This window comes from Prolixibacteraceae bacterium, from assembly GCA_019856515.1.
Taxonomy (GTDB): domain Bacteria; phylum Bacteroidota; class Bacteroidia; order Bacteroidales; family Prolixibacteraceae; genus Halosquirtibacter; species Halosquirtibacter xylanolyticus.
Window position 1 is genome coordinate 3,666,335 of sequence record CP082230.1, and the last position, 15,144, is coordinate 3,681,478.

The 15,144-nt window shown below is 39.0% G+C and carries 10 protein-coding genes; 1 reads left to right on the forward strand and 9 read right to left on the reverse strand.

The features are described from left to right. Positions 1–4: 4 nt before the first annotated feature. The 7 genes from murD to K5X82_13560 form a co-directional block, all read right to left on the reverse strand. Positions 5–1,342: a UDP-N-acetylmuramoyl-L-alanine--D-glutamate ligase gene (gene murD, locus K5X82_13530; GenBank protein QZT36281.1), complete on the reverse strand. Its 1,338-nt coding sequence runs from the start codon at positions 1,340–1,342 to the stop codon at positions 5–7. 2 nt (positions 1,343–1,344) lie between these two features. After that, entirely contained in the window at positions 1,345–2,595 is a 1,251-nt protein-coding gene (gene mraY, locus K5X82_13535) for a phospho-N-acetylmuramoyl-pentapeptide-transferase (protein ID QZT36282.1), read from the reverse strand. A gap of 15 nt (positions 2,596–2,610) precedes the next feature. Next, positions 2,611–4,071, reverse strand: coding sequence for a UDP-N-acetylmuramoyl-L-alanyl-D-glutamate--2,6-diaminopimelate ligase (locus K5X82_13540; protein ID QZT36283.1), 1,461 nt, complete (start codon positions 4,069–4,071; stop codon positions 2,611–2,613). 6 nt (positions 4,072–4,077) lie between these two features. Beyond that, positions 4,078–6,207, reverse strand: a complete 2,130-nt coding sequence (locus K5X82_13545) for a transpeptidase family protein (GenBank protein ID QZT36284.1) — start codon at positions 6,205–6,207, stop codon at positions 4,078–4,080. Between the two features lie 16 nt (positions 6,208–6,223). After that, positions 6,224–6,571 (reverse strand): hypothetical protein, encoded by a 348-nt coding sequence (locus K5X82_13550; GenBank protein ID QZT36285.1) that lies wholly within the window; start codon positions 6,569–6,571, stop codon positions 6,224–6,226. 12 nt (positions 6,572–6,583) lie between these two features. Beyond that, on the reverse strand, positions 6,584–7,489 hold the full coding sequence (rsmH, locus tag K5X82_13555) for a 16S rRNA (cytosine(1402)-N(4))-methyltransferase RsmH (GenBank protein QZT36286.1): 906 nt from the start codon (positions 7,487–7,489) through the stop codon (positions 6,584–6,586). 912 nt (positions 7,490–8,401) lie between these two features. After that, complete coding sequence (locus tag K5X82_13560; GenBank protein ID QZT36287.1) at positions 8,402–9,556, reverse strand: ISAs1 family transposase; 1,155 nt, start codon at positions 9,554–9,556, stop codon at positions 8,402–8,404. A gap of 377 nt (positions 9,557–9,933) precedes the next feature. Between K5X82_13560 and K5X82_13565 the strand changes: the two genes are divergently transcribed. Next, positions 9,934–11,763: a DUF3413 domain-containing protein gene (locus K5X82_13565; GenBank protein ID QZT36288.1), complete on the forward strand. Its 1,830-nt coding sequence runs from the start codon at positions 9,934–9,936 to the stop codon at positions 11,761–11,763. A gap of 1,546 nt (positions 11,764–13,309) precedes the next feature. Here the strand turns inward: K5X82_13565 and K5X82_13570 are convergent. Together K5X82_13570 and K5X82_13575 are read right to left on the reverse strand one after the other, a co-directional pair. Next, positions 13,310–14,017: a LytTR family DNA-binding domain-containing protein gene (locus K5X82_13570; protein ID QZT36289.1), complete on the reverse strand. Its 708-nt coding sequence runs from the start codon at positions 14,015–14,017 to the stop codon at positions 13,310–13,312. Beyond that, complete coding sequence (locus K5X82_13575) at positions 14,014–15,075, reverse strand: histidine kinase (GenBank protein QZT36290.1); 1,062 nt, start codon at positions 15,073–15,075, stop codon at positions 14,014–14,016. The genes K5X82_13570 and K5X82_13575 overlap by 4 nt, the downstream gene beginning before the upstream one ends. Positions 15,076–15,144 lie beyond the last annotated feature (69 nt).

The window sequence follows — 15,144 nt, forward strand, 5'->3', positions numbered from 1 at the left end:
CACTCTATAATGCGTTTACATACTCTTTAAATTGATTCCCACGATCAATATAACTTTGAAACAGATCAAAGCTTGCACAACATGGGGATAACAGTACAATGTCATTCTCCTTTGCATAACCATGGGCAGCTGCTACTGCTTTTTCCATCGCGTCTGTCTCAACGATAGGTATACCACTTTGTTGGAAAGCAGCAACAATCTTACTGTTGTCCATCCCCAAACAGATAATGGCTTTTACCTTCTCCTTGACCAATGACTCAATGATTGAATAGTCATTTCCTTTATCCGTTCCTCCAACAATCCAAACTATATCTTGTTCATAAGCATCCAATGCAAAACGTGTCGCATCAATGTTTGTTGCCTTTGAGTCGTTAATGTAGCTTACACCATCCAATATACGGCTTAGCTCTAAACGATGAGCTACCGCTTCAAATGTCTCTAATCCCTTCAGAATATCACGATGACTCATCCCAACACGAAGGGTAGTCAATACTGCTGCCATCATATTACACCAGTTGTGTCTCCCTTTTAAAGGAAGCGATGCTAGAGGTGCTACAAAATGACGACCAGCTAACGACACATCCAAATGCCCCTCATTAACTTTAGCCAATGCCGATGGACTATGACTATTTAATGAGAAGGAAGCAGATGCCATTGGGAGTCTCATCTCTGTCAGCTTCTGAGCGATGGTCTCATCATCCTCGAAGAATATAAACAGATCCTCCTCTTTTTGGTTCTGTATAATGCGTAATTTTGCATCTGCGTACTTTGACAACTGATAGTCGTAACGATCAAGGTGGTCGGGAGTAATGTTCAGTAATATCGATATGTCCGCCTTAAATTGGTGCATATCCTCTAATTGAAAACTACTCAGTTCCAATACGAACCAATCGAACTCCTGATCCGCTATCTGTCGTGCAAAACTCGTTCCAATATTTCCACCGACACCAACAGTATACCCCGCCTCTTTCAGCATATGGTATAACAATGAAGTCGTCGTGGTCTTACCGTTACTACCTGTAATACAGATCGACTTTCCTGAATAGAACTGTCCAGCAAACTCAATCTCTGAAGCGATTGGAATGCCAGCAACGTCAATCTTTTTTACGATAGGAGCCGTACGTGGAATACCTGGACTCTTCACAACAAGGCTAGCCCCATTTAGAAGATCGTCCGAGTGTCCTCCCTCTTCCCATGCAATACCATGTGAATCCAGCTCTTCTCTATATTTTGGTGCCATGGTTCCGAAGTCCGAAACCATCACATTATATCCTCTTTTATGTGCAAGAATGGCACTACCTACACCACTCTCTCCTGCTCCTAAAATAACAATTCGTTCCATGTCTATCGAACTTTAAGCGTAACAATAGTAGAGATAGCCAAGATGATTGCTACAATCCAAAAACGAGTCACAATCTTCGATTCAGGCATCTCTTTCTTCTGGTAGTGATGGTGTAGTGGCGACATCAAGAAGATGCGTCGCCCTTCTCCATATTTCTTCTTGGTTCTCTTGAAATAATACACTTGAATCATCACAGACAGACTCTCGATCATAAAGATACCACATGCAAATGGTAACAGTAGCTCTTTGCGAATAATAATAGCAAAAACGGCAATAATACCACCCAAGCTTAAACTACCTGTATCTCCCATAAACACTTGTGCTGGATAGGAGTTAAACCATAAGAACCCGATAGTGGCTCCAATAAATGCTGAGATGAAAATGGTTAACTCACCGATATTGGGAATATACATGATGTTGAGGTAATCCGAAAAGATAAGGTTACCACTCACATAAGCTAATACAGCAAACGTCACACCACTGATGGCGGAAGTTCCCGTGGCCAATCCATCTAGTCCATCCGTTAAGTTGGCCCCATTGGATACCCCCGTGATAATAAATATAATCACCAAAAAGTATAAGGCCCATCCTGCCAACTGTTTGTATTTTCCCATAAATGAGAAGAATGAGCTATAGTCCAACACATGGTTCTTAATAAATGGAATCGTTGTCTTAGTCGACTTTACATCTACCGTCTTGTTTACCACCTTTTGTAAACCTGTATGTTGATCAATAACGATCTCTTTTTTTACTTGACCATCTGAATCTAAAACCTTCTCTCTAACCACTACATCTTTAGAGATGTAAAGGGTGGCGGCTACAATCAAACCCAAAGAGACCTGACCTACAATCTTAAATTTACCTGCCAATCCATCTTTGTTCTTACGGAACACTTTGATATAGTCGTCCACAAAACCGATAGCACCTAACCAAACCGTAGTGATCAACATCAACAGGATATAAGTGTTGGTTAAGTCTGCAAAAAGTAGCGTCGGAACAACAATAGATAGAAGGATAATTACTCCTCCCATGGTAGGCGTTCCTTTTTTCTCCATCTGTCCTTGGAGCCCAAGATCACGGATCTCTTCTCCAATCTGCTGTCGTTGAAGAAGTCCTATGATCTTCTTTCCAAAGATCAATGAGATAAGTAGTGCGGTGATTACAGCCAACGAAGAACGGAAAGAAATGTATTGAAACATTCCTGCCCCTGGAAAGTCGTATTGGTTTAAGAATTCAAATAAGTGGTAAAACATATTAGATCAGTAATTTTAAGCGTTTAATTCATTTTCTACAATTTGATGATCGTCAAAAGGGTACTTCTTGCCCTCTATCTCTTGATAATCCTCATGCCCCTTGCCTGCAACCAAAACAATATCCTGAGGCGATGACAAGGCAATCGCAGTTCGGATGGCTTCAGCTCTATTGGTAATAGAGAGCACTCTGGAAGTATATGCCGCAGAAACACCCTCCTTCATATCCTTAATGATCATCTCAGGATCTTCAAAACGTGGATTGTCCGACGTAAGAATAACCCTGTCGCTATACTGCGTTGCTATCTTTGCCATCAATGGACGTTTGGTGGTATCTCTATTACCACCACAACCAACCACGGTGATCACCTGTTCATTACGTGTGCGAATCTCATCGATAGTCTTCAACACATTCTCTAAGGCATCAGGCGTATGGGCATAATCAATAATAGCTACCTTCCCATCTTTCGAGTGGAGTGTCTCCAAACGTCCATTGATTGGTTGTAATTGTGAAATGGCTGCAATAACCTCCGTCGACGATTCGCCCGATAGTACTGCCGCACCATAAACAGCCAGTAGATTACTGACATTGAATTTCCCAACAAAAGGGGTCCATATCTCATTGCGGTCTAGCAACAACTGCATACCCGTAAGGTCCTGTTCAATGACACTGGCCTTATAGGTCGCCTGTGCACGTACACTATAGCTATAGGCTTTGGCATCGCAATTCTGAAGCATCACCTCTCCATTCTTGTCATCCCTATTGGTCAGGGCAAATGCCTGAGGTTTCAAATCATCGAAAAACTTCTTCTTTACGGCGATATAATTCTTAAATGTCTTGTGGTAGTCCAAGTGATCATGGGTGATATTAGTGAAAATAGCACCATCAAAATCGATACCTGCAATACGATGTTGATCGATAGCATGGGAGCTGACCTCCATAAAACAGTGGCTACAACCATCTTCTACCATTTTAGCTAGCCATCCTTGTAGGCTGATTGGATCTGGTGTAGTGTGGGTCGAAGGGTAGTGGTGACTCCCTATGCGATTCTCAATGGTCGATAGAAGCCCTACATAATACCCCATCTTACTGAATAGATCATGTAAAAGCGTTGCAATGGTCGTTTTTCCATTGGTACCCGTAACACCAATCATCTTCAACTGTTGCGATGGTGCTCCATAAAAACAGGATGCCAACAACCCAACTGCTGCCATACTATGGGATACTCTTATCCAAACCACACGAGGATCAACCTCTTCTGGTATCACTTCACATACGATAGCGGTAGCTCCGCTCTCAATAGCGGTAGCAATATATTGATGACCGTCCACTACGGTTCCTTTGACTGCGATAAACATCGATCCTTGAGCTACGGCTCTTGAATCTTGTGTCAACTGCTCAATATGAATAACCGAAGGATCTCCGATAACCTCTTGAACAGCGATACTATCAATGAGTGTACTTAATTTCTTCGTCATAGCAATTTAATATAATTGGAGGTATACATGCCCTCCATCCTTTAGTTTAGTTCCAGCTTTCACAGACTGCTTGATAACATGTCCTTTACCCGAAAGGTGAACATGATATCCACGATTCTCAAGCAAGAACATGGCATCCGATGCACTCATCCCTTTGACATCAGGAACAATATGTTTTTTGATACGCTCATTATATGAACGCGTCTTGCCATCTTTGTTCTCCACCCTAACCAAAGAGGTGGTGGCTTTCAGTAAGGTGTCTACCTCAAGGAAACCATAAACACTCTTTATATCATCTAAGAATCCATGATATTTGGGTGCACCGACTTTACGCAGTGGTGCCGTAACCACTTCATCTTTCTGATGTATATTCACATCATATGAATAGAGCATATCTGCAATCTCTCTGAAAACAGGACCTGCAATCTGCCCTCCATAATAACCATGAAACTTAGGGTTCGCAATCACAACGATACAGGAGTATCGAGGGTGGTCTGAAGGAAAATAACCTACAAAAGAGGCATAATATGCACTCGAAACATACCCCTTATCTTTGACCGCAATCTGTGCCGTTCCTGTCTTCCCTGAGAAGTGATATTTAGATGTCTTCAACCTACGGGCTGTTCCATGCTCTACCACCTCTTCTAATATTTTTTGAATCTCCGTGATGGTCTTTTGGCTTCCGATAGAGTTAACCCTTACCGTTGTAGGAAAGCGTTCGGTCACTCCATCTTTCTGATTTTGTATACACTGAACCAAGCGAGGCTCCATCATCACTCCGTCGTTTGCAATCGCATTATATAGTGTTAGGGTATGAAGAGGCGTCATCTTTAGACCGTAACCAAAAGACATCCATGCCAAAGTCGTTCCCCACCAGTTTTCTTGTGAAGGATGGCGTATCTCTGGCTTACCCAACCCTTTAATGTTAATATGAAAAGGTTCGTTAAGCTTTAAGTAGTAGAGCCTATTAATGAATTGATCAGGATGATCTCCAAACACATCGGTAACCATCTTGGCAGTACCCACATTGGATGACTTCTGTATGATCTCCGAAACATTCAACTTACCATGACCTCCTTCTTTCCAGTCACTGTCTCTTACTTTCTGATCCGCAACTTGCCATATTCCCTTCTCTGTATCATACACTTTTGACGTGTCGATCTTTCCTGTCTCTAAACAGGTGAGGAGTGAGGCCAACTTAAATGTCGATCCAGGCTCTATATTACCTGCATTTCCAATGGCATAATTTTGTCTCCCCTCAATTAATCGATCACTCTTGTTTAACTCCAAATTTGAGAGTGCAACAATATCTCCTGTATGTACATCCATGACAATGGCCGATCCCCAATCCGCTTTGGTCTGCATCACTTTGGTGCCAAGGGCATTCTCTACAGCATCCTGAATCTGAATATCAATGGTGGTAACCACATCACTTCCCACCTCTGGCTTTTCAACCAGATTACGAATCCAACCACTCGAAGCACGCTCTTTACGGTAGATGCCCTTTCCTCCTTTCAAGATATCTTGAAAACCCTCTTCCAATCCATATTTACCACTGGCTTGAATCTCTCCATCAAGGTTCTCTCTATTCAGACGACCTATCGTACGACCCAACTTAAAGTTTAGGGGGTAGCTACGCAATGCCTTCTTGCTTACGATCAAACCACTCTTATACTTACTCTGCGAAAAGAAAGGGATGGCACGAATCTTCTCCAATGTGGAGTAGTTCACCTTCTGTTTGGTTAAAGGATAGTAACGGCTACGCTTCTTAAAACCTTTCTGAAGCCATAGCTTATACTGATATGAAGAGCGATCTTTTAAGATCTTACTTAGTTGAGATACTGTTTTTGAGAACTCTTTCTTAAACCCTACACGGTCAAAACCTTCGGTGGCAAAATCAATATGAAGTTCATAAAGGTTGATAGAGACAGCCAAAGGACTACCATCCGAAGCTCGAATATTCCCTCTACGACCATACACCACATGCTCTTTTGAGTCGATGCGACTCTCTAGTTGTCGTATTTCAGACATTTGAGAAAAGATATTCCAGAAACCACCAACAAAGATGCAAAGTGCAATGAAAATCATTGCAAGTACCAATATTCGGAATCGTTGTTTGAAACTACCTTTTCCCATGTGACTTTAAAATCTTTTAATCCTCTTCTTTATCTACATATATAACTCCAGGAACTTCTCTAGATTGCTCTAGATCCAACCCTTGTTGTTTTATCTTATCATACAGTTCACTTGGCCGACCTAACTGTTGTAGCTCTGTCTCCAGCTCTTGTGAAATCATACTCTTGATTGCTATTGAATCTCGGATATGGTCAATCTGAATCAGTACCCGTTCATCCCGATAGCTAAAAATAATGCGCATCAACAGCAAGCCCAACCCGAGAAGGATATAGATGAATTTCTTTCTTATAAGTTGTAAAAAGAGATCTCCCCCTAGAATCTTTGCCAGTAGGGAACCTCTCTTGGTGGCTTTCTTTTGATTCATCCTGCGACTATTTTATAATTCTACACGCTCCGCAATACGTAACTTAGCACTTCGCGATCTAGGATTTATCTTCTGTTCTTCTTCTGTCGGAAGGATCACTTTACGATTTATGGCCTTAAAAGGATTGAAGGTCTTACCAAAGAAATCTTTCTCTGCTTTCCCCTCTGTCTTTCCCTCTTTGATCATATTCTTCACAATACGATCTTCCAAAGAGTGGTATGTAATTACAACCAAACGACCTCCTGGCTTTAATACATTCTGACTCGCATTCATTAGTGCTTCCAAAACTTCCATCTCTTGATTTACTTCGATACGTAATGCTTGGAAAACCTTTGCAAGATACTTATGCTCGATATGTTTGGGAGTACATGACGCAATCATCTCCTTGAACTGTTGAATCGTTTCAATCGGATTATTCTCTCTCTCTTCAACGATAATGCGTGCCAATTTACGTGAGTTCTTTACCTCTCCATATCTCCAGAAGAGACGAGAAAGCTCCTGCTCACTATAGCTATTTACAATCTCTGCAGCCGATGTCTGTCCACTTTGGTTCATTCTCATGTCCAAATTGCCATCAAAACGGAATGAAAATCCACGTTCTGCCACATCAAATTCGTGTGACGAAACACCTAAATCAGCCAAAATGCCATCCACCTTATCAATACCGTAGTAGGCCAAGAAGTTCTGGATATATTTGAAGTTGTGATTAACAAAGATAAAACGATCGTCATCTGGTACATTGGCTTTTGCATCAATGTCTTGATCAAAACCTACCAGCTTGCCTCCAACGAGCTTCTTAAGAATCTCTCTAGAGTGGCCTCCTCCTCCGAAAGTCACATCTACATAAATTCCACCTTCTTTCAGATCCAATCCTTCGATACATTCATCTAACAACACAGGAACATGATATTCGCTCATCTTATATTATCTTATTAAAAATACACAATCAACTATGATACCAACGCTATCTTTTAATGATGGGGATATTTTCTCAAATATAATTTTGTCTAGACATGATAAAAAATGGAGGCATAGCCTTATCCTTGGAGATATTTTTTAACGAAATATAAACAAAATAGAACGGAAGAATAGCCACCAGTTCAATATCGTATTGGTATTAGCACAAAAGTACGAAAATAACTTGGGATGAGTGAAACATTGAGCAGCTTTGCTTTGTCCCTTTTTCAAAAAAAGCAAAAAAATACTCCTGTGTGATCAGAACTAACTTTTAATTTGACATAACATAACGGAATCATTCGGTGAGAGAGTCTCTGTTGAAATAGAGGTAAATGGTTTGTAATGAAAGAGAACACTTCGTAAATGGATATCCTATTAAACCTCCGTAGACCCAAAATGATTACAACAATGTTTGTTGTTAAATTTAGGCCTTATACTAGAGCAATAACCTTCTATTTTATGTAACTATTCATTACTATTAGACCACCAGTTTGTTGGTCTGAAGAGGGTGCTTCTTTGTTCCAAATCCATTGTTATGGCAACATGTACTGTAAGTACTAAACTTTCTAGCCTAGTAAGAAACGCTAGGTGTAGGTGAAAAAACAGAGGAGGAATACAAACCCGCAGGACATAGATTTTTTTATTAATGACTAGTCTTATCCCTGTTTAAATATAGCAATTCTTAGATGACATATTTCCTACAAACCTTCTGCCCAGTAAAGCCGAATCTGTATCTCTATCTTACAACTTAAAGGACAATTGTAAATATAATGTTAAGGAGTATTATTGCCTTTTAAAGTGTTGAATATGATAAAATATTGACAGGTGTAGGGGTCAGGGAAAACGCTTTTAAAACTATTTGATTATCAGGCATTAATTATTACAGAGGAATGCATTCAATAATTTCTCACGGTAGTTGTCATCTAATGTCGACCTTGTAATTTTCTCTTTAAATGAACCTTTTTTTTCTTTACTTTTCCTATCATCAGTCATTTGCATTAGGTTGAGTGCTATTTTATAGATTATACTAAAGTTGGCAGCTGAATTCTCTTTCTTACGCTGTTTATTGTCTTCCCTAAAGATTACATCTAAGCACCAATGAAGATTGTTCTCGATGGCCCAATGCAATCTAATAATACGATTAAATTCCTTAGCACTAGTATTTAGTGATGAAATATAATATCGTGTCTGAACTGTTTCTTTGTCGCTATCCTGATGTATTACACAAGAAGTAACACGAATGAGACTTTGTATACCTTTCCATTTTTCTAGCGTAGAATTCTTCTCAAAGTTTGTTATTATCTCACATATACGAGTCTCAATCCGACCATGACCAACATCCTCTGTAATATTCGAATCATCAACTAGATCTGGATTGAATTGTATCTTTAACTCCTCTTCTGTCTTTTCTTGATTCCCTTTTACCTGTAGAACATAATCTCCTTCTTTATGGATAATCTTTTTTGCTATTTTTGTTTGACATCCCATAGCATCTATTGTAATAACCTTGTCTTTTATCGAAATAAGATCTATTAAATCAGGAATGGCAGTAATTTCATTACTCTTTTTATCTGTGACAAGCTGACTAAGAGAAAGACCCTGTTCCGAAGCGAATGCTGACACGATGTGTACTCCACCTTTTTTACGTTTAGCCGAACCTTTGATACATTTGCCATCGATGCTTATAACACTCTCCTTATTGGTAAAAGAATACTTAGATATCCATTCAGTAAAGCAGTCATTAAAGGCCTCATTATCTATCTTTTGAAATAACTTTGAGATCGTGTCATGGGAGCTTATTCCTTTTTCATAAGGAAAGTATTTCCTTAACCAATCAATTTTAATTTCCCCGAATATTACAATGTCATTATAAGTGTCACGCCCAGATAGTATTGCCGAAATGGTGAGAAATAAAATCTCCAGCATTGGGTAAGTATAATTGCCATTAGTTGTTCTGCGGGGATCAATTAATGAAGAAAAGGATGAAACAAAGTGTTTATCATAATGATATGAAGAATCTGTATACATGGTTTTTTTGAAAGGGAAACCTCCCTTTTGTCATGAATTACCTGAGTCGATAAACAACAAAAGCATAACGTCCTAAATATACGTATTTTTTATGTAAATCTTAAAAGCGTTTTCCCTGGTGTAGGGGTTTGTGTAAATGTGAAAGAGTAATTACATCTGAAACTTTTGTATTCTAAATAGTTAAGTTGTCTTGTAGCTGTTTTTAAGCGTGTTTCGTTATGTAATTATCTTATGTGTAGTGTGTTATGTTGTTGTGTAGAACGGTTGTGTATATCTTATGTTATTTATAACAGAATACTTTTTTTAAGTATCTTTTAATAATAAATTACATTTGCAGACATATAATGATATAGTTTAAAAACAAATTCACACTTACAATGTATTGGCGAGAGAGTATTAAGAAATCGTACCTATTTCTGATTATAAACATAATCATTTGTGCGTTTATCTCAATGAGATATTTAACGCATATAGACTATATCACCGCAATGTCGGGAACGTTTATTGGATTCGCATCCATTGGACACTACTTTAGCATGGTCCTGTTACTATTTATTGGACTGTTCCTGCCGTTAAGTTTGCTCTATAGATTCCCGAAAATACTGAACACCTTGACGGTGATGATTGGAGCCACAATGATTACTATTCTAACGATCGACACTTTTGTCTTTCAGTTATATCGTTTTCATATTAATGGTTTCGTATTGGGATTGCTTTTCGGTGAAGGGGCAGGAGAGATATTTCATATCGGATTAGGGACATACATCACAGGTATATGCTCTATTGGTGGAATTATACTGCTGGAAGTGGGCGCACTATTGCTAGCAAATAAACTAACGAAATTGTTTACTAGAAGGACAGTGAGACGTATCACATGTACAGGGATCGTTCTCCTTCTGGGGGTAAATATAATGTATGCATATGCGGATGCAATGCTCTATAGACCCATAATGAAGGCGAAGCGTGTCTTCCCTCTTTTCTACCCATTGACGGCCAAGTCCTTTCTCTATTCACACTTTATCGACGAGTCGAAAGTGGCAGATGAACCTGAGATCCGCCTGTCTAGTAACAAGAGTCTCGACTACCCTAAAGCGCCAATTAAAACTTCAGCATGTAAGAAAAATATCGTGGTGTTGATGATCGACTCATGGCACTTTGAGTGTATGACAAAGGAGATCACTCCAAACATATACAACTTCTCGAAAGAGAACATGGTCTTCACCCGACACAACAGTGGTAGTAATGCTACTCGTGGTAGTGTCTTTAGTTTATTCTATAGTATCCCTCCATTCTATTGGGATGATATGAAGTCGAGTAGAACATCTCCTGTATTCTTTGATGTCTTGAAAGAGTATAACTACCAAATTCAAACATTTCCGAGTGCAACCTTAAGAAATCCAGCTTTCTATCGTACTGTTTTTCAATCTATCGATGGGCTTAACTTGGAAACCGAAGGGAAGAACTCAAATATCAGAGACGAAAATATTACGAAAAACTTTACACGCTTTCTTAAAACAGAGAGAGATACCGCAAGACCGTTCTTTAGCTTTATCTTCTACGATTCAGCTCACGCGATTGCACACCCAAAAGATTATAAAGGCCCTTTCCAACCTGAATGGGACTATCCAAAATATGAGAAACTTTCAGACCCATCGGTGAAAGAGGAGTATTACAACTTGTACAAAAATAGTGTACACTATATCGATCACCTAACAAAGGACATATTCCAAACATTGAAGGAGAAAGACCTACTGAAGAACACTATTGTGATTGTAACAGGTGACCATGGACAAGAGTTTAACGATAACCATAAGAACTATTGGGGACACGGTGGTAACTTTACCAAATATCAAACCCAAATTCCGATGATCGTACATAACCCAGGGGACACTGCTAAGGTTTACAACCACCTTACCACCCACTATGATATCGTACCTACCCTATTGCAAAATGAATTCAACTGTACTACCGATATCAAAGCCTACTCTGTAGGTGCCAATATGTTCTCCACCCAAAAAAGAGAGCCTATTGTAATGGGAACAAAACTTAATTTTGCATTCGTTGATACCGATCGTATTACCTGTATCGACTACGATGGAACTTACGACATTACCGATTTAAATCTAAATCCAATGGACACTGTTTCTATCGATGCCAAACTGCTGAACGAAACCATGACGACCATCAATCGCTACTATCAACAGTAGAAGATTCGTTTTTTTATAATTCCAATATGGGATGGTCATGCCACTTTCGGCATCACCATCCCTTTTTTAATTCTTGTAGCCAATACCACCTCCACTCTAAACCACCATATCTCATTCCCCCCTCCACACGATGTCTAATAGATACCTCTAAATTTCCTATACATAGCCCAAGGTTTACCTTTATATCCCGTATCTGTGACCTGCTGTTCACCTCTAAATTTCCTATATATAGTCCAATATTCCCCTCTACATTCCGTACACATAGCCCAAGGTTCATTTTGAGATCACGTATATATAATAGAATATGTATTTCTAAATTTAGTATAGCTGCTCTCATGATTATTTCGAAAATATTATTATAAAATACAAATTATACTAGATGTCTCGTTTTTATAAACTGTCTCATTCTCTAGATTCTAAAATGATTCCCATATACCCCTTCAACCCTCTTCCTCCTAACCAACCTCGCACGAACCTCGCACATCTCCCTGACTTAATCCGTCCCTAATCCGTCTCTAGTCCGTCCTTAATCCGTCCTTTGTCCATGGTTCAGCCATGGTTCGTCCATGGTTTGTCCATCGATTTCGGGGTTTTCGATGGCTGAACCATGGATCAATGATGGACAAACCATGGACAAAGGACGGATTAAGGATATATTAACGACGGATTAGGGACGGATTAGGTCAGGGTTTGGTACCTAGGAATCCACTTCTATCCCATAAGTATACCGTTTATGCAGATATTAGAACCTAAAAGAGGATGAAAGAGAGAGTCAATCGTATTCTAACACGACCTATAACAAAGCTCTAACCTGGATTAAATTATCGTACGTCTATCACTATACTTCGATAGAGTGATTCGTTTGAACGAAAACCTTGTCATCGTACCCCATTATTGTCACATGCACTCAAAGTGCTATATTTTCTTGCTCACTAAGAAGGGCTGGTTAATAGATGAAAAAATACAGTAAGGCTGTAAGTCGGACATCATTATATCTCACTCTTTTGATGTTGGTTTTGGGAAGTTTTTGCCAATTTATTGGCGCGCCTTGCGTTCCCAGTGGTTGTAATTATCGTGATTCCACATATGGAATTCCCAAGGAGTGGACTTACAACCTTTCCATGTTGGGGATATCTACTCCTAGTGCTATGAGATGTAGGGCCTTCGGTGCATGGTTGTTGTAAATTCAATGGCTGGTTGGGGTTTCCCTCACGTGCCAATGAATTGCCACAAACTAGGTCTTATTGGATGTGGGGTGGTTGACGTTGGTTTTGGGAAGTTTGTGCCAATTTATTGGCACGTCTTGCGCATCAACTGCTGGGAACGCTGAGCTTCAGCTCGGCTATGTTGGAGTTTACTAGAGGTGAATATCAGGCGATAGATGTTGTTCTATGTATGCTGACACTACATTCGGCTTCATGATGCCGAGCTGGAGCTCAGCGTTCCCAGTGGTTGTAATTATCGTGATCCCACATATGGCAATTCTAGAAATGTTTGGTTTTCGGGTTTGGCAAACGAAGTCTCTATAATGGCTTTAATAGGTATTCTATAGTTGTCTGTTTTCGAGTATGGTCTTAAGTGTTTTTCTGTAACTTGAACCCACAGGTATTGCGTGATTATCAATGATAACAGCCCTTCCATTATATTGTGTTATTCTGTCAATAGAGACTATATAGGATTTGTGAATTCTAATAAAGTTGTAGGGAGCTAATATCTCTTCTAGTGCTTTTAGCGTTTTTAGAGCAAGGTAAAAGTTGTTGCCACATTGGATTTTAGCGTAATCTTTCATCCCTTCGACATAGTCTATATCTGGCACTTCAACTTTGATATATTCATCTCCTTCTTTGATGAAAAATGATGGTGGTACAGTATATTGATTCTCTTCTTCGTTAGATTGCATTCGTTTAGTAAAGCGATCGATCGTTTTACTAAATCGGTTAAATGGAACAGGTTTAAGCAGGTAGTCTAGGACTTCTAAGTCAAAACTTTCTATCGCATAGTTCGAATAGGAGGTGACCATCACGAATTGGGTATGGGTGTTTAAGCTACTTATTAGTTCGGTGCCAAGAAGGTGTGGCATTTCGATATCAACAAAGGCTAAGTCTACATGTTGTGTGTTTAAGTAGGAAAATGCTTCTACAGGATTTTTGAAGCTTTGTAGTAGTTCTATTTGTGGATGACGATCGATATAGTTTTTAATGACATCAATAGCCAACTGTTCATCGTCTACAATTATAGCGGTATATTTTTTCATGTCGTGATTGTTATTTGAAGTGTCGCAAGGTACGAGGTTTCTTTATTAAGAAGCGTGAGGTCGTATTTGTTTGGGTAGCTTAGGTCTAATCTTTCATTCAAATTTTTTATTCCTTTGCCTTCTCGTTCCTCTATTTTATTTCTGTTTCTTATAATACTATTCTCTATTGTGAAGGTGAAGATATCACCTTTTATTGAAATAGACATATGAACGTATGAATCCATATTGTTATTATAGAAACCATGTTTGAATGCGTTCTCTACTAGTGGGATTAGAAGTAATGGTTCGATAAATTTATTATTTAAATCTCCTTCTTCAGTTATCTTTATGTTGGCTTCTTCTCCAAAACGTATCTTCTCAATGGAGATGTAGTCTTTAAGGAACTTGACCTCCCTACTGATAGGTATTCTTCGGACAGTTATCTCATCGGTAAGATATCTCATCATTGCTGATAGCTTGAGTATGGCTTCAGGTGTTTCAGTGTGTGAATTTAACGCCATACTGTATATCGAATTGAGAGCATTGAACATGAAATGAGGGTGAAACTGTTGACGTAAGAGCTGATTTGTTGCTTCTTCTAGAGCCTCTTTCATCTTATAGTATCGACCTTTGAATAGTATGTTGATGTTGTCAATTAAGATAAAAGACGAGAAGAGAAGGGTCCCAAAGCCTATATATTGCATGAAGTCTTCAATTATATCTGAATAACTTGGATTGTAATAACTAGTAGTATTATAATAATGATGATGGTTCTTAAAATATGCTAGGGTTATAAGTACTCCGACCATCGTAATTATGGATATGGAAAGAGAGGTATTCCTTTTTTGCTGTGTTACGCTATTTTTAATGATATAGAGTATATATACAAAGCAACTGATTAGACTATATTCAAATACATCTCGGAAGAAGAATCTCGGTAATTCGATAGGCCATGGTGAGCCATATGATGGTATAAAAATGAATAAAAAGCCTAGGATGTATAGGGTGTGAAAAATATAACGAATAGGTTTATTGTATTGACCATCTTTAAATGAGGTAATCAGTTTTTGAGAATTCATGTTATTATGTTTTTGAGTTTATTGAGGTAAAATTAATTAAACCGATTCATTTCAAGTCGACCGACATGA

Coding starts and splice junctions, on each gene's coding strand:
- K5X82_13545 (QZT36284.1), bottom strand. CDS start 6,207: ATGGGAAAAGGTAGTTTCAAACAACGATTCCGAATATTGGTACTTGCA.
- rsmH (QZT36286.1), bottom strand. CDS start 7,489: ATGAGCGAATATCATGTTCCTGTGTTGTTAGATGAATGTATCGAAGGA.
- K5X82_13565 (QZT36288.1), top strand. CDS start 9,934: ATGTATTGGCGAGAGAGTATTAAGAAATCGTACCTATTTCTGATTATA.
- K5X82_13560 (QZT36287.1), bottom strand. CDS start 9,556: ATGTATACAGATTCTTCATATCATTATGATAAACACTTTGTTTCATCC.
- K5X82_13570 (QZT36289.1), bottom strand. CDS start 14,017: ATGAAAAAATATACCGCTATAATTGTAGACGATGAACAGTTGGCTATT.
- K5X82_13540 (QZT36283.1), bottom strand. CDS start 4,071: ATGACGAAGAAATTAAGTACACTCATTGATAGTATCGCTGTTCAAGAG.
- K5X82_13575 (QZT36290.1), bottom strand. CDS start 15,075: ATGAATTCTCAAAAACTGATTACCTCATTTAAAGATGGTCAATACAAT.
- K5X82_13550 (QZT36285.1), bottom strand. CDS start 6,571: ATGAATCAAAAGAAAGCCACCAAGAGAGGTTCCCTACTGGCAAAGATT.
- murD (QZT36281.1), bottom strand. CDS start 1,342: ATGGAACGAATTGTTATTTTAGGAGCAGGAGAGAGTGGTGTAGGTAGT.
- mraY (QZT36282.1), bottom strand. CDS start 2,595: ATGTTTTACCACTTATTTGAATTCTTAAACCAATACGACTTTCCAGGG.